A 19531-nucleotide genomic window follows, 5' to 3' on the forward strand; every position below is an offset into this window, starting at 1 on the left:
GGAGCCCAGCACATGGCCAAGTTTTTCATTGATCGGCCGATCTTTGCCTGGGTGATCGCATTGTTCATCCTGGTGATGGGCGGCGTGGCGATCACGCAGCTGCCGATCTCCCAGTACCCGCCCGTGGCGCCGCCCGCCATCGTCGTCAATACCGCCTACCCGGGCGCTTCGGCCCAGACGCTGGAGGACAGCGTGCTGTCGGTGATCGAACGCGAAATGAACGGTTCGCCCGGCCTCATTTACATGGAGTCGGTTGCGCAGGCCGACGGCACCGGCAGCATTACGCTGAGCTTTGAGCCCGGCACCAACCCCGACCTGGCGCAGGTGGATGTGCAGAACCGGCTCTCGCGCGCCTCGCCGCGCCTGCCCGCCGCGGTGACGCAGCAAGGCGTGCGCGTCGACAAGTCGCGCTCCAACTTCCTGCTGTTCACCATGCTCTCGTCCGACAATCCGGCGCATGACCCCGTTGCGCTGGGCGACTATGCTTCGCGCAACATCGTGCCTGAACTGCAGCGCGTCAAAGGCATCGGCCAGGCCCAGCTGTTCGGCAGCGAACGCGCCATGCGCATCTGGCTGGACCCGGCCAAGCTGCGCGGCGTCAGCCTCTCGGCGAACGACGTCAATACTGCGATCCGCGCCCAGAATGCCCAGGTATCCGCCGGCAGCATCGGCGACCGGCCCAATGTGGCGGGGCAGGGCATCGCGGCCACGGTGGTGGTCAACGGCCAGCTCGCCAACGTCGAGCAGTTCGGCAACATCGTGCTGCGCGCCAATACCGACGGCTCGGCGGTGCGCCTCAAGGACGTGGCACGCATCGAACTCGGCGGCCAGTCTTACGCGACCTCGGCGCGCCTGAACGGCAAGCAGGCCATCGGTATCGGCGTGCAGCTCGCGCCCAGCGGCAATGCCCTGGCCTCGGCCAAGGCCGTGCGTGAGAAGATGACCGAACTCGAGCGCTACTTCCCGCAAGGCATGAAGTGGAGCATCCCCTACGACAGTTCGCGCTTCGTCAAGATCTCGATCTCGCAAGTGGCCGAGACGCTGTTCGAGGCGGTGGCACTGGTGTTCCTGGTGATGTTCCTGTTCCTGCAGAACTGGCGCTACACCATCATCCCGACCATCGTCGTGCCTATCGCGCTGCTGGGCACCTTTGCCACGCTGCTGGCGCTCGGGTTCTCAATCAACGTGCTGACCATGTTCGGCATGGTGCTGGTCATCGGTATCGTGGTGGACGATGCGATCGTGGTGGTCGAGAACGTCGAGCGCATCATGACCGAGGAGGGCCTGCCGCCGCTGGAGGCCACTCGCAAAGCCATGGGCCAGATTTCGGGCGCCATCATCGGCGTGACCGTGGTGCTGATTTCGGTGTTCGTTCCGCTGGCTTTCTTCGCGGGCTCGACCGGCAACATCTACCGCCAGTTCTCGGCGGTGATGGTCTCGTCCATCGCCTTCTCGGCCTTCATGGCGCTGTCGCTCACGCCGGCGCTGTGCGCCACGCTGCTCAAGCCGGTCGAGGCCGGGCACCATCACGCCAAGACCGGTTTCTTCGGCTGGTTCAACCGCGGTTTTTCGCGCACGGCCAAGAGCTATGAAAGCGTGGTCGCGCGCATCCTCAAGCGCGCGGCGCGCTACCTCATCATCTACGTGGCCATCATCGGCGCGGTCGCGGTGGTCTACCTGCGCCTGCCCACCTCTTTCCTGCCCAACGAAGACCAGGGCAACCTGCTGGTGAACGTGCAGCTGCCGCCGGGCGCGACCTACGAGCGCACGCTCTCGGTGATGCAGACCGTTGAAGGCTTCATGCTCAAGCAGCCCGAAGTCGAAAGCATGGTCGGCGTGCTGGGCTTCAGCTTCTCTGGCCAGGGCCAGAATGCCGCGCTCGCCTTCGTGACGCTCAAGGACTGGAAGGAGCGCGACGGTGAACAGCATTCGGCCAGCGCCGTGGCGGGCCGTGCCTTCGGTGCGCTCATGGGTGTGCGTGACGCCTTCATCTACCCCCTGAGCCCGCCGCCGATTCCTGAATTGGGCACGGCTTCGGGTTTCAGCTTCCGCCTGCAGGACCGCGGCGGCGCGGGCCACCAGGCCCTCGTCAATGCGCGCAACCAGTTGCTGGGCCTGGCATCCAAGAGCCCGGTGCTCGCGCAGGTGCGCCCCGACGGCCTGGAAGACGCGCCCCAGTTGCAAATCGACATCGACCGCGACAAGGCCAATGCGCTGGGCGTGACCTTCGACTCGATCAACTCGGTGCTGTCCACCTCGCTGGGCTCCAGCTATGTGAACGACTTCCCGAACCAGGGCCGCTTGCAGCGCGTGGTGGTGCAGGCCGACGCGCCGGCGCGCATGCAGCCCGACGACCTGCTCAGGCTCAACGCCAGCAACAGCAAGGGCCTGCCTGTGCCGCTCTCGGCTTTTGCCAGCACGCGCTGGATCACCGGCGCGATGCAGACGGTGCGCTACAACGGCTACCCCGCGATGCGCATAGGCGGCAGCGCCGCGCCGGGCTACAGCACCGGCGCCGCGATGGCCGAGATGGAAAAGCTCGCGGCCCAGTTGCCGCAGGGCTTCGGCTTTGAATGGACCGGCCAGTCGCGTGAGGAAAAACTCGCCGGCTCCCAGGCCACGCTGCTCTACGGCTTCGCCATCCTGGCGGTGTTCCTGTGCCTGGCCGCGCTGTACGAGAGCTGGAGCATTCCGCTGGCCGTGATCCTGGTCGTGCCGCTGGGTGTGATCGGTGTGCTGCTCGCCACCTTGTTCCGCAGCTACGCGAACGATGTGTACTTCCAGGTCGGCCTGATCACCATCATCGGCCTGTCGGCGAAGAACGCGATTCTGATCATCGAGTTCGCCAAGGACCTGCAGGCGCAGGGCAAGGGCGTGATCGAGTCTGCCCTGGCGGCCGCCCACCTGCGGTTCCGCCCCATCGTCATGACCTCGCTGGCCTTCGGCCTGGGCGTGGTGCCGCTGGTGATCGCCTCGGGCGCCGGCTCCGCGAGCCAGCGCGCCATCGGCACCGGCGTGATCGGCGGCATGATCACCGGCACGGCCCTGGCAGTGATTTTTGTCCCCGTGTTCTTTGTCGTGGTGCGCGGCCTCTTCAAGGGCAGCGAACGGCAAAACAGGATGTATTCCGAGCATGCCAAAGCGGCAGGCATCACCGGAGAGGAAGGAAATGAAGGCAAGGCCCATGACTAAGACAAGGCTCCCACACTTTCTGGCGCTGGCCGCGGCTGCAATGCTGGCCGGCTGCTCGATGATCCCGAAGTACGAACGGCCGGCCGCCCCGGTGGCCGACCAATACCCCACCGCCTCGGGTTGGATCGCAGAGTCGGCGCAGACACAACCCACCGCCAACACGCCGGCCGCGGCCGACATCGAGTGGCAGGCGTTTTTCAGCGACCCGCAATTGCGCAAGCTGATCGACGCGGCGCTGCGCAACAACCGCGACCTGCGCATCGCCGTGCTCAACATCGAGCAGGCGCGTGCGCAGTACCGGATCCAGCGCGCCGACCAGTTCCCGACCATCAACGCCGGCATCACCGGTTCGCGCCAGCCCAACGCCAACGGCAACGGCAGCATCACCAGCGCCTATACGGGTGGGTTGATCATGACGTCCTACGAGCTGGATTTCTTCGGCCGCGTCGCCAGCCTCAAGGAGGCAGCACTGGCGCAATACCTGGCGACGGAAGAAGGGCGCAAGACTACCCAGATCAGCCTGATCGCCGCGGTGGCCAACACCTACCTGAGCCTGCTGGCCGACGAGGAGCTGCTGGCGATCACGCAACAGACGCTGGCCACGCGTGAAGAATCCTTCAAGCTCAGCAAGCTGCGTTTCGACAACGGCGTCACTTCCGAGCTGGACTTCCGCCAGGCCGAGTCGCTGACCGAGGCGGCCCGTGTCTCGCTGGCCCAGCAGGTGCGCCAGCGCGCGCTGGACCAGAATGCACTGACCTTGCTGATCGGGCAACCCCTCACCGGCGAGCTGGCCGTGGCCCTGCCGGCCGGCAAAGGCCTGGCCGATGCGCCCCTGATGGTCGACGTGCCCGCGGGCCTGCCTTCCGACCTGCTGACCCGGCGCCCCGACGTGCGCCAAGCCGAGCAGCTGCTGCTGGCCGCCAATGCCGACATAGGCGCAGCGCGCGCGGCCTTTTTCCCGCGCATCTCGCTCACGGCCAGCGCCGGTAGCGCCAGTTCGCACCTGAACGGCCTGTTCAAGAGCGGCTCCTACGGCTGGACCATGGCGCCGCAGCTGATCCTGCCTCTGTTCGACGCGGGCCGCAACCGTGCGGGCCTGGATTCGGCCAACGCCGGGCGCGACATCGCCATCGCCCAGTACGAGAAGTCCATCCAGACGGCTTTCCGCGAAGTGGCCGATGCCCTGGCCGGCCGCGCTACCCTGGGTGAGCAGTTGCGCGCCCAGCAGGCACAGGCGAATGCCGAGGCCACACGTTTCAAGCTGGCGGACCTGCGCTACCAGAACGGTGTGGCCAGCTACCTGGACCAGCTCGACGCGCAGCGCGCATTGTTCACCGCGCGCCAGGCCGTGGTGCAGACCCGCCTGGCCCAGCTGCAAAGCCAGGTCACGCTGTACAAGACGCTGGGCGGTGGCTGGAAGGAGCCGCCTCCCGAGCCGGCCCTGAGCCTGAAGTCCGACACCCAGCTCAGCCGCTGAAGCCGGTCGTCGTTAAATCAGCCCGCTCCCTGTTCAAAGGGGGCGGGCTTTTTTATTCCCGGCTGCGGCTGAGGTCGCTGTGCGCATCCCGGAATTGGGATTCATTTGTTAGCAGGTGTGCCGAATGTATCCATGCCCAGGCCTGCCATGCGGGGTCTCTCAAGTGACAAGGCACGCTAATTGCTGAAGGGTTACTCCCTACGGAGCGGCCTCCGGGGCGGCGGTATATTCGCGCCGACCGACAGGCCAAACGTCTGGCCACCCCCACGGGAGGCGAGACGCTCCATCCACCACGGCGGGCCACAAGCTCGCCAGTTTTATTCAAGGAGTGCAACCAGCATGAACCCAAACTGGACGATGAAAACCCTGGCCGGCGCTGTGCTGCTGGCCTTCGCCGGCCTGGCCGCCGCGGCCACGGTGCCCGCCGGCGTGAAACTGCATGAGACCCAGGAGCTGGTCCGCAACAACGGCTCCGAGCCCGAAACCCTGGACGCCGCGCTGGCGACCGGCGTTCCGGCCAATAACGTGATCCGCGAGATGTTCGAAGGACTGTGCGCCGCGGACAACAACGGCAAGATCGTGCCCGGCGTGGCCGAGAGCTGGAAGCAGGTCGACCCGCAAACCTGGGTCTTCAAGCTGCGCAAAACCGCCAAGTGGTCCAACGGCGACGCCGTGACCGCAGACGATTTCATCTACAGCATGCGCCGCTTCGTCGACCCGGCGACAGCCTCGAAGTACGCTTCCACCTACGGCGTCTTCCTGCTCAATGCGAAAGAGATCATCGAAGGCAAGAAACCCGTCACCGAACTGGGCGTCAAGGCCGTCGATCCCTACACCCTGGAAATCAAGACGCCTTTCCCCGTCAGCTTCCTGCCCGAAGTCGTGTCCAACCCCCAGCTGGCGCCCCTGCACAAGGCCACCATCGAAAAATTCGGCAAGGACTGGACCCGGCCCGCCAACATGGTGAACAACGGCGCCTTCTCGTTGAAGGACTGGCAGGTCAACAGCAAGATCATCCTGGCCAAGAATCCCACGTACTGGGATGCCAAGAACGTCCAGCTCACCAAGATCACCTACCTCTCGGTCGAGGACGGCAATGCCGACGTCAAGCTTTATGAGTCGGGCGAGAACGACTGGGTCTACCAGCTCCCGCCCGGGACTTACGACAAGTACAAGGCGCAGTACCCCAAGGAAATCCGCAACACCGACATGCTGGGCCTGCGCTACTACTCGCTGAACAACGCGGACCCGGCCCTCAAGGACATCCGTGTGCGCAAGGCGCTGTCGATGGCGCTGGACCGCGACATCCTGGCGCAGCGCGTCACGGCCGACGGGCAGACCCCGGCTTATGGCGTGATCGTCAAGGGCACCTCGGGCGCCGACGTCACCGTCTACGACTGGGCCAAGTGGCCCGCCGACAAACGCATTGCCGAAGCCAAAAAATTGCTGAAGGAGGCCGCGCTTCCCCCCGGCACCAAACTCAAGTTCTCCTACAACACCAGCGACTATCACAAGAAGATGGCCATCTTCGCGGCCTCCGAGTGGAAGACCAAGCTGGGCCTGGACGTCGAACTCGACGCCATGGAGTTCAAGGTCCTGATCAAGAAGCGCACCGACAAGGACTACCAGATCGCCCGCAACGGCTGGATCGCCGACTACAACGACGCCACTACCTGGCTCACGTTGGTGCAATGCGACTCCGACCAGAACTACCACAACAGCTGCAACCGCAAGGCCTCCGCGCTGATCGACGAAGGCAACCAGCAACTGGACCCGGCCAAGCGCAAGGTGCTGCTGACCCAGGCGGCGAAGATGATCATGGAAGACTATCCCATCATCCCGCTGTTGCAGTACACCGTGCCGCGGCTCGTGAAGCCCTATGTGGGCGGTTATTCGACCACCAACGCGCTGGACCGCTACCGCGGCAAGGACCTGTACATCGTCAAGCACTGATGACGGCCGTGGGGSCGGCGCCGCCGCGCGCCKGCCCGTCCCTGATCCGCTTCTTCCATTTTCCGAAATATTCTGATGCCTTGCAGGCGGTTCAGGGCTAAGCTGTACCCGGCCCACACCTTCATGCGCTCACACTGACTAGCCCGGAGATTCCCCATGTGGTCTTACACCTTCAGGCGCATCCTGGCGACGATCCCGACCTTGCTGGCCGTCGTCACCGTCTGCTATCTCCTGCTGCACGGCACGCCGGGCGGGCCCTTTGACGACGAGCGCAAGGTCTCCGCGGCGGTGCTGGCCAACCTCCAGGCCAAATACCACCTCGACCTGCCGCTGTGGCAACAGTACCTGTACTACCTCAACAGCCTGCTGCACGGCGACCTGGGCGCGTCTTTCCGTTATGCCGACTGGTCGGTCAACGAGCTGGTGGCCAAGGCGTTGCCGGTGTCCGCGGCGATAGGCGGGGGCGCCATCCTGATCTCGCTGTTTGTCGGCGTCTTCCTCGGTACCATGGCCGCCCTGCGGCAGAACAGCGCTATCGACTATGGAGTGATGCTGCTCGGCAACGCGGGCCATGTGTTTCCCTCCTTCGTGATCGGCCCGGTGCTGATCCTGGTGTTCGCCGTCTGGCTCAAGGTCGCGCCGGCCGGCGGCTGGGACGACTTCTCGCCGCGCTTCATGGTGCTACCCATGCTGCTGCTGATCTTCATCAACGTGGCGACCATAGGGCGCGTCATGCGCGGCAGCCTGATCGAGGTGTTGCACAGCAATTTCATACGCACAGCGCGCGCCAAGGGCCTGCCCACGCGCACCATCATCCTGCGCCACGCCCTCAAGCCCGCGCTGCTGCCGGTGGTGTCCGTCATGGGCCCACTGGCGATTTCATCGATCACTGCGGCCATCGTGACCGAATCGGTGTTCTCGCTGCCCGGCATCGGCAAGCTCATCGTCAACGGCGCGGCCAACCGCGACTACACACTGGTGCTGGGCCTGGTGGTGCTGGTGACCGTGATCGCCGTGACGCTGAACCTGCTGGTCGACCTGGCCTACGCCTTGCTTGACCCGAAGATCCGCTATTGAAGCCACTTGAAGCGAATCCCATGCTGTTCAGGAACAAAGACAAACAAGACCGGCTGGCCGCGGCGCTGGGCAATACGCTGCGAACGGCGCCGGCCGACATCGCGGGGCGCAGCCCCTGGGACGATGCGCGGACGCGCTTTTTGCGCAACAAGGCGGCGGTGTTCAGCCTGTGCCTTCTCACCTTCATCACCCTGGCCTGCATCGCCGGGCCGTGGCTGCTGCCGCATGCCTTTGACGCTGCCGACTGGGACGCCATGAGCCTGCCGCCCACGCTCAAGAATGCGCATTTTTTCGGCACCGACGAGTCGGGCCGCGACCTGCTGGTGCGCAGCCTGGTCGGCGGCCGCGTGTCGCTGATGGTGGGCTTCCTGGCCACGCTGTCGGCCGTCACGCTGGGCATTGTCTGGGGCGCCACGGCGGGCTTTTTGGGCGGCAGGGTGGATGCCTTCATGATGCGCGTGGTCGACATGATGTATGCCGTGCCCTACCTGCTGATCGCCCTCCTGATGGTGACCATTTTGGGGCGCGCCTTCTACCTGGTGGTGATCACCATCACGGTGTTCTCCTGGATGGACATGGCGCGCGTGGTGCGCGGCCAGACCCTGTCGCTGCGTTCGCGCGAGTTCATTGAAGCCGCGCGCGCCCTGGGTGTGCCGACGCGGCGCATCATCTTCCAGCACATCGTTCCCAACCTGCTGGGCATCGTGGTGATCTACACCACGGTCACCGTACCGGCGGTGATCCTGGTGGAGTCGGTGCTGTCTTTTCTGGGGCTGGGCATCCAGGAGCCCATGACGAGCTGGGGCGTGCTGATCCACGACGGCGCCTCCGTCATGGAGGTCTCGTCCTGGATGCTGCTGTTCCCGGCCGGCCTGCTGTCGCTGACTTTGTATTGCTTCAACTACATCGGGGACGGCCTGCGTGATGCGCTGGACCCCAAGGAACGCTGAGCCACGCCATGAGCCTGATTGAAGTCAAAAATCTCGGCGTCCAGTTCCAGACCCAGGACGGGCTGGTCTACGCCGTCAACGGCATCAACTTTTCACTGGACCGGGGCCAGACCCTGGGCATCGTCGGCGAAAGCGGCTCCGGCAAAAGCCAGAGCGTGCTGGCCATGATGGGCCTGCTCGCCAGCAACGGCAAGGCCACCGGCCAGGCCCTTTACCAGGGCCGTGACCTGCTGGCCATGAAGCCGGCCGAGCTCAACAAGATACGCGGCAACCGCGTGGCCATGATCTTCCAGGATCCGATGACCTCGCTCAATCCCTACCTGACGGTGGAGCGGCAGATGACCGAGGTGCTGCAGTTCCACAAGGGCCTGGACCGCAAGGCGGCGCGCGCCCGCTCGGTGCAACTGCTCGACGCCGTCAAGATTCCCGATGCGGCGGGCCGCATCAGCCTGTACCCGCACGAGTTTTCGGGTGGCATGCGCCAGCGCGTGATGATCGCCATGGCCTTGCTGTGCGAGCCCGAGGTGCTGATCGCCGACGAACCCACGACCGCTCTGGACGTGACGGTGCAGGCGCAGATCATCGCCTTGCTGCGGGACTTGCAGCGCGATTTCGGCACTGCCATTGTCATGATCACGCACGACCTGGGCGTGGTGGCGGGCCTGTGCGACGAGGTGATGGTGCTTTACGGCGGGCGCGTGATGGAGCAGGGCAGCGCCGACAGTATTTTTTACCGCGCCTCGCATCCCTATACCGTCGGCCTGCTGGGCGCGATCCCGCGGCTGGACGCGGAAGAGGAAGTGCTGGTCGCCATTCCGGGCGCGCCGCCCAATATGGCGAAGCTGCCCAGCGGCTGCCCGTTCAGCGAGCGCTGCACCCTGGCCAGCGCGCAATGCGTGGACCTGCTGCCCGCGCTGCTGCCGGCCGAACACGACCCGGCCGTGCTGCGGGCCTGCCACCGGTCCGTGCAGGCTGTCTCTGAGCTTGCGGTGAAGGAGGCCAGTCATGCGTGAGGCCGCTCCACCCATCCTTTCGGTACGCGATCTCAAGGTGTACTTCAAGATCAAGGCGGGCCGCGCCTGGCCGTGGTCGCCGGCCCGCACCCTCAAGGCCGTGGACGGCATTTCTTTCGACATCCATGCGGGTGAAACCCTGGGCGTGGTGGGCGAATCGGGCTGCGGCAAGTCGACGCTTGCGCGCGCGGTGCTGAACCTGATCCCGGCCACCGCCGGCAGCATTGTCTGGATGGGCCGGGAGATGGCGGGGGCCTCCAGCGAAACCTGGCAGGCCGCCAGGGCCGACATCCAGATGATCTTCCAGGACCCATTGGCTTCGCTGGACCCGCGCATGACCATTGCGCAAATCATCGCCGAGCCCTTGCGCACGCACCGCCCCGCCATGCCCGAGGCCGAGGTGATGCAGCGCGTGAAAGCCATGATGGGCCGCGTCGGCCTGATGCCGCAGCAGATCAACCGCTACCCGCACGAGTTCTCCGGCGGCCAGTGCCAGCGCATAGGCATTGCGCGCGCGCTGATCCTGGAGCCCAAGCTCATCATCTGCGACGAGCCGGTGTCGGCGCTCGACGTTTCCATCCAGGCGCAGATCATCAACCTGCTCAAGGAGCTGCAAAAAACCATGGGCCTGGCGCTGATCTTCATCGCTCACGACCTGGCCGTCGTCAAACACATCAGCGACCGCATCCTGGTGATGTACCTCGGCCATGAGATGGAAGTGGCCCACAAAAAAGCGCTGTACGCGGCGCCGCGCCATCCCTACACCCGGGCCCTGCTGTCGGCCATCCCGATTCCCGACCCGGCGCTGGAACGCAAAAAAGTCATCCAGCTGCTGCAGGGCGATTTGCCTTCACCCATGGCGCCGCCTTCGGGATGCGTGTTCCGCACGCGCTGCCCGCTGGCGATTGCGCGCTGTGCGGAAGAGGTGCCGGCGCTGCGCCGGCTGAGCGAGCAGACGGAAGCGGCCTGCCTGCTGGCCTGAAGCGCTTAGCGGCGGGTCACCGAAGGAAGCACAGGTAGACCGCAAAAATGGCGACCAGCCACAGGGTCTCCGCCACCATCAGCGCCATGGGCCGCCAGCCGAGCTTGACCAGTTCCTCGAACGAGGTCTTGATGCCCAGCGCCGCGATGGCGACCACCAGGCAGATGCGCGAGACCTGGCCCAGCGCCTCGTTGAGCCGCGGCGTGACCACGCCCAGGCTGTTGGCCAGCACCAGCGCCATGAAGCCGACCAGGAAGAAGGGCAGCAGCGGTGTGCGCGGGCCGGCATCGCCGGTGCCGCTGCTGCGCCGCCGCCAGTACCAGGCCAGCACCGCGACCACGGGCACCAGCAGCGTGACACGAAACAGCTTGACGATCACCGCGACGTCGCCGGTCTCGTGCGACATCATCAGGCCCGCGCCCACGACCTGCGCCACGTCGTGGATGGTGCCGCCCAGGAAGATGCCGGCGCCGCTATCGTCCAGCCGCAGGATTCTGGCCAGCAGCGGATAAGTGACCATCGCCAGCGTCGACAGGCCGGTGACGCCGACCACGGTCAGCAGCGTGTGGCGCTCGTTGTCCTGCGTTTTGGGCATCACTGCCGCCACGGCCAGTGCCGCCGAAGCGCCGCAGATCGACACGGCCGCGCCGCAGAGCAGGCCGAAGTCGGTGCTCAGGCCCAGGCGCCGCGCCAGCCAGGCGCCCAGCGCGATGGCGCTGGCGATGGCGATCACGGCGGTGGCCAGCGGCCCTATGCCCAGCTGCCCGATTTGCGCCAGGGTGATGCGCGCGCCCAGCAGGGCCACGCCTATGCGCAGCAGCGTCCTGGCGCAGAACTCGATGCCGGGCTTGCAGCGCGCGTCCTGGTACAGGAAGTGAAAGGCCAGGCCGAACAACAGCGCGTAAAGCAGCTGTGGGCCGCCGTAGTGCTCGGAAAGAAAAGTTGCCGCCAGCATGATGAGCAGCGGTAGAGCCAGGCCGGGCCAGAGGCTGCGGGCGTGGAGGAGCCAGGGGCGCGCAGGGCTGGGCATGGTCGTGCAAACCTCGTGGAAAAAGCGAAGGGGGAAAGCGCCGCGGGAGGCGCGAGTGAGTAGGGGGTCGAGAACCCCGATGGTCAGGCTTGCAGTGCGGCGAAACTCTGCTGCAGATCGGCCAGCAGGTCGGCCGGGTCCTCGAGCCCGATGTGCAGCCGGATGATTTGGCCGCGGCCCGACCAGTCGGTCACGCTGCGGGCATTGCGCAGGTTGGCCAGCGTGACCAGGCTTTCATAGCCGCCCCAGGATGCGCCCAGGCCGAACAGCCGCAGGCCGTCGATCAGCCGCTCGGCGGCGGCCTGGTCGAAGCCGTGTTGAAGCTCGAAAGACAGCAGGCCGTTGGTGCCCTTGCAGTCGCGCTGCCAGAGGGCATGGCCCGGGTCGCCGGGCAGGGCCGGGCAGAACACGGTGGCCACCTCGCTGCGCGCCTGCAGCCAGGCCGCCACTTTCAGCGCGTGGCTTTCATGCAGGGCCAGCCGCGCGGCCATGCTGCGCGCGCCGCGCAGCACCAGGTAGGCGTCGTCGGGGCTCACCGTCATGCCGAAGGCGTCGCTGCGCTCGTTCAGCGCCTGCCACGCGGCCTGCGTGGTGGCGACGGTGCCCATCATCACGTCGGAATGGCCCGACAGGTATTTGGTGGCCGCCATGACGGACACGTCGGCTCCCAGCGCCAGCGGCCGGTATTGGTGGCCGGATCCCCAGGTGTTGTCGGCCACCAGCAGCGCCCCCCGCGCATGGGCGATGGCCGCCAGGCGCGGCAGGTCGCACATTTCATAGACCAGCGAGCCCGGGCATTCGGTGTAAACCATGCGCGTGCCGGCTTCCATTTTTTCTTCCACGTCGCTGCCGTCGGCCGCAAAGAAGGTGCAGCGGATGTTGTAGGGCGTGAGGAAGGAATCGACCAGCTTGCGCGCCGGTTCGTAGACGCTGTCCGACATCAGCACATGGTCGCCGGGCTTGAGGTAGGCCAGCAGCGTCATCGCGATGGCGGCCAGGCCCGTGGGGAACAGCCGGGTGCGATACGCGCCTTCGAGTTCGCTGACCAGGTCTTCCAGCGCGTAGTTGGTCGGGTTGCCGCGGGCCCCGTAGGTGAACACGCGCTCCTCGCCGCGCCGCTGGCGCATCTCGCGCTGGTGCGCCGTGCTGTCGAACAGCACGGTGCTGGCGCGCACCACGGGCGGGTTGACCGGCCGCCCGCCCTCAAAGGCCGGCTGCTTGCCGGCGTGAACCAGGCGGGTCAGAGGGGAAGCTGCCGGCGGCGATTTTTTGTTCATGTCGGGAAAGCCTTGGTGAATGAGCGATCAGTCTAGCTTGGCGCCCGACAGTTTGACGACGCGCGACCAGCGGGCGATGTCCGCCTTGAGCTGCGCGGCAAAGGCCGCCGACGTGTTGCCGACCACTTCGCTGCCGCCGTCGGTGATCAGCTTGCTGACTTCCGGCGTCTTCAGGGAACGCACGATGCTGTCGTGCAGGTAGGCCACGCGCTCGGGCGGCGTGCCGGCCGGCGCGAAGAAACCGTACCAGTCTTCAAAGGTGGTGTTCTTGTAGCCCAGCTCTTCGAGCGTCGGCACCTTGGTGAACACGCCGATGCGGCGCGGGCTGGTGACGGCCAGTGCGCGCATCTTGCCGTTCTGGATGAAGCTGGACACGGAGGCGGTGGAGGTGATGAGCACGTCCACCTGGCCGCCCAGCAGGTCGGTGATGGCCGGCGCTGCGCCCTTGTAGGGAACGTGGGTCATGCCGATGCCGCTGTCTTTTTCGAGGACCACGCCGACCAGGTGCGAGAGCGTTCCGTTGCCGGGCGTGGCATAGGTGACACGTCCGCCGGGGGCTTTGGTCTGCGCGGCCAGGTCGGCGAAGCTTTTGAGCGGCGAATTGCTGGGCACCACGAGCACCAGCGGCGCGGCGTTGATCTGGGTGATAGGCAGGAAATTTTTCAGCGGGTCGAAACCGGGCGATGCATACAGCGTGGGGTTGACGGCCATCAGCGACACCTGGCCGGTGAGCACGGTGTAGCCGTCGGGTTTGGCATCGGCCACGGCCTTGGCGCCAATGTTGCCGCCGGCGCCGCCGCGGTTGTCGACGATGGCGGTCTGGCCGGTGATGTCGGACAGGCGGGTGGTCACAAAACGCGTGGTGGCGTCATTGCCGCCGCCGGCAGGGAAGGGCGACACGAACTTGATGGCCTGGTTCGGGAAACCGCCGACCTGGGGCATGGGCTGCGCGGAAGCCGCGCCGTGTACGGCGAGCAGGGCGCAGCAAAGCGAGGCGGCGGTGAATTTCAGCTTGGCAAACATGGGGGCTCCTGAATGGATGGAAGCAAAAAGTGAAAAAGAAAAATGAGATCGCCGGGCCGGCGGGGCTCAGGCGTGTGCGTGCGCGGCCGTGGCGTCCGGGAAGTGAAACGCCTTCAGTTCCAGCGCGTCCAGCTGCCCGATGAGGTTGACTTCCCAGGCGAGGTACTGGCGCGCCGCTTCCTTGTTGCCGTCGTGCCGGTCGTGCACGAAGAACAGGTAGTCGATGCAGTCGCTGTCGGCCGGAATGTTTTCGGAAGCCTGCAGCGGCAGGCCGGCCTGCTGCCAGGCGTCCAGGCCGCCTTGCAGCAGGCTGGCCTTCAGTCCCAGCGCCTGCAGGTCGACGGCCGCGCAGGCGGCCACGGCGGGCTCGTCGGCAATCAGCACCACCGGGCGGTGTTCGCCGGCCAGGGCTGCCGCCAGGCGCGGCCGTATAGACCAGTGTGTGCCCGCGATGTGCTTCTGGCGGAACTGCATGCTGGGGCGCAGGTCTATGGCGCAGACGCTGCCGTCGGCCAGGCCAGTCATCAGCGCCTGCGCGCTGATGGCGGGCAGCGCGGGCAGGGCCACGGGTGCCGCGGCGGGCAAGGCCAGGCCGCTGGCCAGGCCCTGGTCCAGCACGCTGGCGTCGTGGCCCAGCTGGCGCAGCCAGCTCGCCACCGTGAGCGCGCGCATGCCGTCGTTGTCGAACAGCACCAGCCGGGCCTTGCGCACACCCACGTACTGGTCGGTGGCCTGGATCAGCTGGCCGCCGGGCGTGTGCTGCGCGCCGGGCAGGCTGCCTTGCGCAAATTCCTCGGGGCTGCGGACGTCACACAGGAAAAGCGTGCGATGCGCGTCGCCCGCCCAGCCGCGAACCGTCTGCGCGTCGACGATGGGCACGCCAAAGCGCTGGCCCAGCGCCTGGGCCGCTGCACGCATGCCGGCGGTCCCTTGAGGCTGGGCCGCTTCGGGGTAGCGGCGCGTGCCGCCGTGCTCGAGTTTCAGGTCGGCCAGGTACCAGCCCTGGGTGCCGTTTTCGAGCGCCGACACGGGGTTGCGCACACCCAGGTTGATCAGGGTTTGCGCGCCTATGATGCTGCGCGTGCGGCCCGCGCAGTTGATGACGATGTGGGTGCTCTCGCTGGGCACCAGGTCGCGGATGCGCAGGGCCAGCTCGCCGTTGGGGCAACTGATCGCCGTCGGGATGTTCATCTTGCGGAACTCCGAAAACGGCCGCCCGTCCAGCACCACGACATCGTCCTTGCGCTCCAGCATGGCGGCCAGTTCGGTCGCACTGACGCGGGGCGTGTGGTAGACCTGTTCGGCCAGTTCGCCGAAGGTCTTGGACGGCACGTTGACGCCGGCAAACAGCGCGAAGCCGGCGGCCTGCCAGCCGGCCGTGCCGCCTTGCAGCACCTGCACGTTGCCGTAGCCGAGCGCGGTGAAGCGGCTCGCGGCCAGGGGCGCCGCGCTGTTGCCGTCGCCGTCATAGACCACGACCCGCACACCTTTGCGCGGCGCCAGGCGCGGCGCGTCCAGCTCGAGCCGGCTGTAGGGCAGGGGAATGCCGTAAAACAGATGCGACTGGCCGTACTGGCCGTGCTCGCGCACATCAAACAAGGCGATTTCCTCGCCGTCGTGCAGCCAGGCTTTGAGCGTGGCCGCGTCTACAAAACGTGTCATGGAATAAGGGCGTGTGGGTTCAGAAAGTTCGAAGAAGGAAAGATGGGGCGGGTGATCAGCGGCGGGTTTGCACGCCGATGCCCATGGTCTCGTACGTGCCTTTTTCCATGTCATAGCTGGTGCGCGAGGTCAGGGTCTCGAGCGCGCGCCCGTACATGTGCAGGTGGCGTATCACCTGGCCGGCGGGAATCTCCACCGAGTGGATGTCCTCGGCTAGCAGCGCGATGCCCGTGCCGGGCTCGACCACGACCGAGCTGACCTCTTTGAGCTGTGCCTTTCCGGGCACGGAACCGTCGTCCTGGCGCTCGTACACGCGATTGAGTTCCGTGCCTTCCACGGCGCTGATGCAGGCCCAGGTGGTGTGGTTGTGCGGAACGATGCGCTTGCCGGGGCGCATCACGTTGAGGTACAGCGCAAAGCTCTGGTCGGCGTCTTCGGCGATCAGGTAGCGCGCCTGCAGTTCGGGGCTGACGGGCGCATTGAAATCGGCGTCGCTCCAGAGGTCCTTGCGGCCGGCCAGCTGGTTCAGCACCGCCAATACCTTGGCCAGGGAGGGGCGCGTCGCCTCACCGCTTCCAACAATAACTTTAATGTTTTTAATGGCGGCGCCAACCACCTGGTTGCGCTCTGCTGCTGCGTTCATGGGCATGTTCCTGAGTGAAATTGCGGTTTGGTGGACCTAATATAGTCAAGTCATATTTTTCAAACAACTCAGAAATAGAGATAAACGCATTAGCATTCGTAATATGAAGACGCTGCCGTGGAGGCCCTTGCATGAAAACCCTTGACCTGGAATTGCTGAGGTCCCTGGTCGCTATAGACGAGCAGGACAGCTTTGCCGGCGCAGCCGTCCAGTTGGGCAAGACGCAGTCGGCGGTGACGCAGCAGATGCAGCGCCTGGAGGACCAGATCGGCCACCCGCTGTTTGAAAAACACGGCCGCAGCAAGCGCTTGACGCCGCACGGCCACAAGCTGCTCGAATACGCGCGCCACCTGCTGGCCATCAACGACGATGCGCTGCGCAGCCTGCAGCAGGGCAACCTCGAGGGCGTGCTGCGCATAGGCGCGCCGCACGACGTGGCCGACAACATGCTGCCGACCTTGCTGGCGCAGGTGGCGCGCGTCTCGCCCTTGCTGCAGCTCGACATCCACGTGGGGCGCAGCCCCTTCCTGATGGAGTCGCTCAAGCGCGGCGAGATCGACATGAGCATCTCCAACCGCAACGACCCGGGGCTGGACGGCGTGGTGCTGCGTACCTCTCCGACGGTGTGGCTGTGCTCGGCGAGTTATGTGCACGACCGCACCAAGCCGGTGCCGCTGATCCTGGTGGAAGGCCCCAGCGTGTTCCACCGGCTGGCGCGTGAGGCGCTGGACGCCGCCGGCATCCCATGGACGCCAAGCTACACCGCGTCCAGCCTGATCGGCATCAAGGCGGCGCTGCGCGCGGGGCTGGGCGTAACCGCGCGCGGCATCGAAACGGCGGGCAGCGACCTGCGCGTGCTCGGCGAAACCGACGGCCTGCCGCGCTTGCCCGACCTCGACTATTACCTTTTCATTCGCCGCAACGTCATCAACCCGGTTACGCGCAAGGTGTTCGAGATGCTCAAGGCCAACCTCGGTTTGATCCGCAGCGCGGCGGACCCGGCCTCTCCGGCATGGCCCCCGGTCAGGGGAATCTGACACCCGCCATGCAGGGGCGCGGAGCCGAGGTGTCGAGGGTCTGGCCGCATCTTGTCGACTTTCTACTTACTTCCAAAGAGCGCGTGAGCGCGAATCGACGGCGGCCATACGATCTCGAAGAAAACGCCGTAACAAAATGTTGGACGCAAGCCACATGAAGAGATTGAAAGTGGCTGAACTCGCACACGAATGCGGAGCTTGCGTGCTTCGAGGTGTACGCTTGCCGCACGCCGGCGATGCCCGACATGGGTTGGGGTTGCAGCGTATCTGAGAACAAATGCAAGGAGAGTTCATGTCTGTTTCATCGTTTCCCATCAAGCGGCGCACCCTGCTTGCTGGCTCCGCGGCCACCCTGGCGCTTGGCGCCGCACCCGCATGGGCCGCCTACCCCGACAAGCCGATCAAGATCATCGTTCCCTGGGCAACGGGCGGCAGCACCGACGCCATTACCCGCGTGCTTGCGCAGCGGCTGACCGAGAGCCTGAAGCAGCCCGTGATCGTCGACAACAAGCCGGGCGGCGCGGGCCACGTCGGCATCGACCAGGCCGCCAAGTCGGCGCCCGATGGCTACACGCTGGCGATTGTCGAGTTGTCCCATGTGTATGCGCCCGCGGTTGTCGCCAACCTGCCTTACGACATGCTGCGCGACTTCACGCCGATCACGCTGGTGGGCACGTCGCCCATGGTGCTGTTCACCGGCATGGGCCCCGAAAACGCCGACTTCAAGACTTTCCTGAAAACCGCCTCGACCACCAAGGGCGGGCCCCCCGCCATGGCGAACAGCGGCACCGGCTCCATCAGCCACCTGGTGGGTGAGCTGTTTTCCCAGGAAACCAAAATCAAGTTCAACATGGTGCCTTACCGCGGCGGCGCGCCGGCCATGGTGGATCTTGCTGCCGGCCAGGTGTCTTCCTACTTCGCCACGCTGGCGACCGGCTCCAGCCTGATGGCCGCCGGCAAGGTGAAGGCGCTGGCGGTGACGGGCCGCAAGCGCTCCGATGTCCCCATCCTGCGTTCCCTGCCGACGATGACGGAACTCGGCCTGAAGAACATGGACGTCGCCCAGTGGTGGGCGCTGGTGGCTCCGGCGACCACGCCGCTTGAAGTCACCGAACGGCTTCGCCTGGAACTCCTCACTGCCATGTCGGACCTCAAGGTAGTGGAGCGCATGTCCGCCCTGGGTGTGGAAATGAAGGGCACTTCGCGCGACCAGTTGCGCGGCTTCCTTCGGGCTGAGTCCGAGCGTTGGCGCACCCTGGCGCGCAACGTCGGACTGAAACCGCAGTAACTTCAGTTCAACGTTGCCCCGGCGCTGGCAATCCTAGCCAGCGCTGCGCGGCCGCTTCCAGCGCTTCTTGTGAGCCCGTCGTCAGCAGGGTCACGCGGCCGGGTGCCTCGCCCGGCTGCAGCTGCCCGGCGGCCTGGAGTAAACGGCGTGTCTGTCGCGCGACCGGCTCGCCGGTTTCGATCAGGCTGACATTGGGGCCCACCAGCGCCTGCAATGTGTCCCACGCGAAAGCGTAGTGCGTGCAGCCCAGCACCAGGGTGTCGACTTGCCCTGCCTGCTTGCCGAACGGCCCGATGGCTTGCGTGTATTGCGCGCACAAGGCGTGGACCCGCGCGACATCATGGTTCTGTATCGCATCGGCCAGCCCGTCGCAGGGTTGCAGGATGAATTCCGCCTGGTCTTTCAGTGAATCGTGCAAGGCACGCAGCTTGGCGCTGGCCACCGTGCCGCGCGTCGCCATCACGCCGATGCGGCCCGTCTTGCTCAGGGCGACGGCCGGTTTGAGCGCCGGCTCGACGCCGACCAGCGGCAGGTCGGGGTGCTCGGTTCGCACAAGATGGACGGCGGCCGCCGTCGCGGTGTTGCAGGCGATCACCAGCGCCTTGATCGCGTGCTCGTCGCGCAGCTTGCGCACGACGGCGCGCGTGCGCTCAATGACAAAAGCATCACCGCGTTCGCCATAGGGCGCGTATCCCGCGTCAGCCAGGTAGACAAAAGCCTCGGCGGGCAACTGCGCACGCAGCGCCTTGAAGATGCTGAGCCCGCCCACGCCGCTGTCGAACACGCCGATCAAGAAGAGCCTCCACGGTCGCTCACTGCGTGTAGCCTGCGGCTTCTCCCTGCCCCTTTCATCACGAAAGGGGCCGCTGCGCCTGCGTTCTGGCAAAGCCAGTCCCGCGGCCCCGACTTGAAGGGAAGGCGCTCAGG

At 65.9% G+C, this 19531-nt stretch carries 15 protein-coding genes; 9 read left to right on the plus strand and 6 right to left on the minus strand.

Translation table 11 applies throughout. The features are described 5' to 3' along the window. Positions 1-12: 12 nt before the first annotated feature. The 7 genes from AC1D1F_RS00755 (at position 13) to oppF (ending at position 10644) form a co-directional block, all read left to right on the plus strand. The gene (locus AC1D1F_RS00755; RefSeq protein WP_477676368.1) at positions 13-3192 is read left to right on the plus strand and encodes an efflux RND transporter permease subunit; all 3180 of its coding nucleotides are present in this window, start codon (positions 13-15) and stop codon (positions 3190-3192) included. Next, positions 3185-4669 (plus strand): efflux transporter outer membrane subunit, encoded by a 1485-nt coding sequence (locus tag AC1D1F_RS00760; protein WP_477696330.1) that lies wholly within the window; start codon positions 3185-3187, stop codon positions 4667-4669. Before AC1D1F_RS00755 ends, AC1D1F_RS00760 begins: the two co-directional genes overlap by 8 nt. A gap of 339 nt (positions 4670-5008) precedes the next feature. Further along, positions 5009-6622: a peptide ABC transporter substrate-binding protein gene (locus tag AC1D1F_RS00765; protein WP_477676370.1), complete on the plus strand. Its 1614-nt coding sequence runs from the start codon at positions 5009-5011 to the stop codon at positions 6620-6622. Between the two features lie 156 nt (positions 6623-6778). Next, positions 6779-7699: an oligopeptide ABC transporter permease OppB gene (oppB, locus tag AC1D1F_RS00770; RefSeq protein WP_477654570.1), complete on the plus strand. Its 921-nt coding sequence runs from the start codon at positions 6779-6781 to the stop codon at positions 7697-7699. A 20-nt stretch (positions 7700-7719) separates the two neighbouring features. Then, positions 7720-8649, plus strand: coding sequence for an ABC transporter permease subunit (locus tag AC1D1F_RS00775; RefSeq protein WP_477654571.1), 930 nt, complete (start codon positions 7720-7722; stop codon positions 8647-8649). An 8-nt stretch (positions 8650-8657) separates the two neighbouring features. Beyond that, positions 8658-9662: an oligopeptide/dipeptide ABC transporter ATP-binding protein gene (locus AC1D1F_RS00780; protein ID WP_477676372.1), complete on the plus strand. Its 1005-nt coding sequence runs from the start codon at positions 8658-8660 to the stop codon at positions 9660-9662. Continuing rightward, positions 9655-10644 (plus strand): murein tripeptide/oligopeptide ABC transporter ATP binding protein OppF, encoded by a 990-nt coding sequence (oppF, locus tag AC1D1F_RS00785; RefSeq protein ID WP_477696332.1) that lies wholly within the window; start codon positions 9655-9657, stop codon positions 10642-10644. Before AC1D1F_RS00780 ends, oppF begins: the two co-directional genes overlap by 8 nt. A 16-nt stretch (positions 10645-10660) precedes the next feature. Here the strand turns inward: oppF and AC1D1F_RS00790 are convergent, their stop codons facing one another. The 5 genes from AC1D1F_RS00790 to AC1D1F_RS00810 form a co-directional block, all read right to left on the minus strand. Then, positions 10661-11674 (minus strand): YeiH family protein, encoded by a 1014-nt coding sequence (locus AC1D1F_RS00790; protein WP_477676374.1) that lies wholly within the window; start codon positions 11672-11674, stop codon positions 10661-10663. An 83-nt stretch (positions 11675-11757) separates the two neighbouring features. Continuing rightward, positions 11758-12951 (minus strand): cystathionine beta-lyase, encoded by a 1194-nt coding sequence (gene metC / locus AC1D1F_RS00795; RefSeq protein ID WP_477676375.1) that lies wholly within the window; start codon positions 12949-12951, stop codon positions 11758-11760. A gap of 27 nt (positions 12952-12978) precedes the next feature. Next, positions 12979-13974: a Bug family tripartite tricarboxylate transporter substrate binding protein gene (locus tag AC1D1F_RS00800; protein ID WP_477654576.1), complete on the minus strand. Its 996-nt coding sequence runs from the start codon at positions 13972-13974 to the stop codon at positions 12979-12981. A 66-nt stretch (positions 13975-14040) separates the two neighbouring features. Next, complete coding sequence (locus tag AC1D1F_RS00805) at positions 14041-15636, minus strand: rhodanese-like domain-containing protein (RefSeq protein WP_477700621.1); 1596 nt, start codon at positions 15634-15636, stop codon at positions 14041-14043. Between the two features lie 55 nt (positions 15637-15691). Beyond that, positions 15692-16279 (minus strand): cysteine dioxygenase family protein, encoded by a 588-nt coding sequence (locus tag AC1D1F_RS00810; RefSeq protein WP_477676766.1) that lies wholly within the window; start codon positions 16277-16279, stop codon positions 15692-15694. A gap of 131 nt (positions 16280-16410) precedes the next feature. Between AC1D1F_RS00810 and AC1D1F_RS00815 the strand changes: the two genes are divergently transcribed. After that, positions 16411-17316, plus strand: coding sequence for a LysR substrate-binding domain-containing protein (locus AC1D1F_RS00815; protein WP_477696334.1), 906 nt, complete (start codon positions 16411-16413; stop codon positions 17314-17316). 292 nt (positions 17317-17608) lie between these two features. Continuing rightward, on the plus strand, positions 17609-18604 hold the full coding sequence (locus AC1D1F_RS00820) for a Bug family tripartite tricarboxylate transporter substrate binding protein (protein ID WP_477696335.1): 996 nt from the start codon (positions 17609-17611) through the stop codon (positions 18602-18604). Between the two features lie 7 nt (positions 18605-18611). Here AC1D1F_RS00820 and murI read toward each other — a convergent pair whose 3' ends face one another. After that, positions 18612-19397 (minus strand): glutamate racemase, encoded by a 786-nt coding sequence (gene murI / locus AC1D1F_RS00825; protein ID WP_477696336.1) that lies wholly within the window; start codon positions 19395-19397, stop codon positions 18612-18614. Between the last annotated feature and the right edge of the window lie 134 nt (positions 19398-19531).

It is taken from the genome of Polaromonas sp. P1_H6 (assembly GCF_056405195.1).

Bases quoted from the DNA above. Each gene is read 5' to 3' on its own strand.
- AC1D1F_RS00755 (WP_477676368.1), top strand. From the start codon at position 13: ATGGCCAAGTTTTTCATTGATCGGCCGATCTTTGCCTGGGTGATCGCA.
- AC1D1F_RS00760 (WP_477696330.1), top strand. From the start codon at position 3,185: ATGACTAAGACAAGGCTCCCACACTTTCTGGCGCTGGCCGCGGCTGCA.
- AC1D1F_RS00765 (WP_477676370.1), top strand. From the start codon at position 5,009: ATGAACCCAAACTGGACGATGAAAACCCTGGCCGGCGCTGTGCTGCTG.
- oppB (WP_477654570.1), top strand. From the start codon at position 6,779: ATGTGGTCTTACACCTTCAGGCGCATCCTGGCGACGATCCCGACCTTG.
- AC1D1F_RS00775 (WP_477654571.1), top strand. From the start codon at position 7,720: ATGCTGTTCAGGAACAAAGACAAACAAGACCGGCTGGCCGCGGCGCTG.
- AC1D1F_RS00780 (WP_477676372.1), top strand. From the start codon at position 8,658: ATGAGCCTGATTGAAGTCAAAAATCTCGGCGTCCAGTTCCAGACCCAG.
- oppF (WP_477696332.1), top strand. From the start codon at position 9,655: ATGCGTGAGGCCGCTCCACCCATCCTTTCGGTACGCGATCTCAAGGTG.
- AC1D1F_RS00790 (WP_477676374.1), bottom strand. From the start codon at position 11,674: ATGCCCAGCCCTGCGCGCCCCTGGCTCCTCCACGCCCGCAGCCTCTGG.
- metC (WP_477676375.1), bottom strand. From the start codon at position 12,951: ATGAACAAAAAATCGCCGCCGGCAGCTTCCCCTCTGACCCGCCTGGTT.
- AC1D1F_RS00800 (WP_477654576.1), bottom strand. From the start codon at position 13,974: ATGTTTGCCAAGCTGAAATTCACCGCCGCCTCGCTTTGCTGCGCCCTG.
- AC1D1F_RS00805 (WP_477700621.1), bottom strand. From the start codon at position 15,636: ATGACACGTTTTGTAGACGCGGCCACGCTCAAAGCCTGGCTGCACGAC.
- AC1D1F_RS00810 (WP_477676766.1), bottom strand. From the start codon at position 16,279: ATGAACGCAGCAGCAGAGCGCAACCAGGTGGTTGGCGCCGCCATTAAA.
- AC1D1F_RS00815 (WP_477696334.1), top strand. From the start codon at position 16,411: ATGAAAACCCTTGACCTGGAATTGCTGAGGTCCCTGGTCGCTATAGAC.
- AC1D1F_RS00820 (WP_477696335.1), top strand. From the start codon at position 17,609: ATGTCTGTTTCATCGTTTCCCATCAAGCGGCGCACCCTGCTTGCTGGC.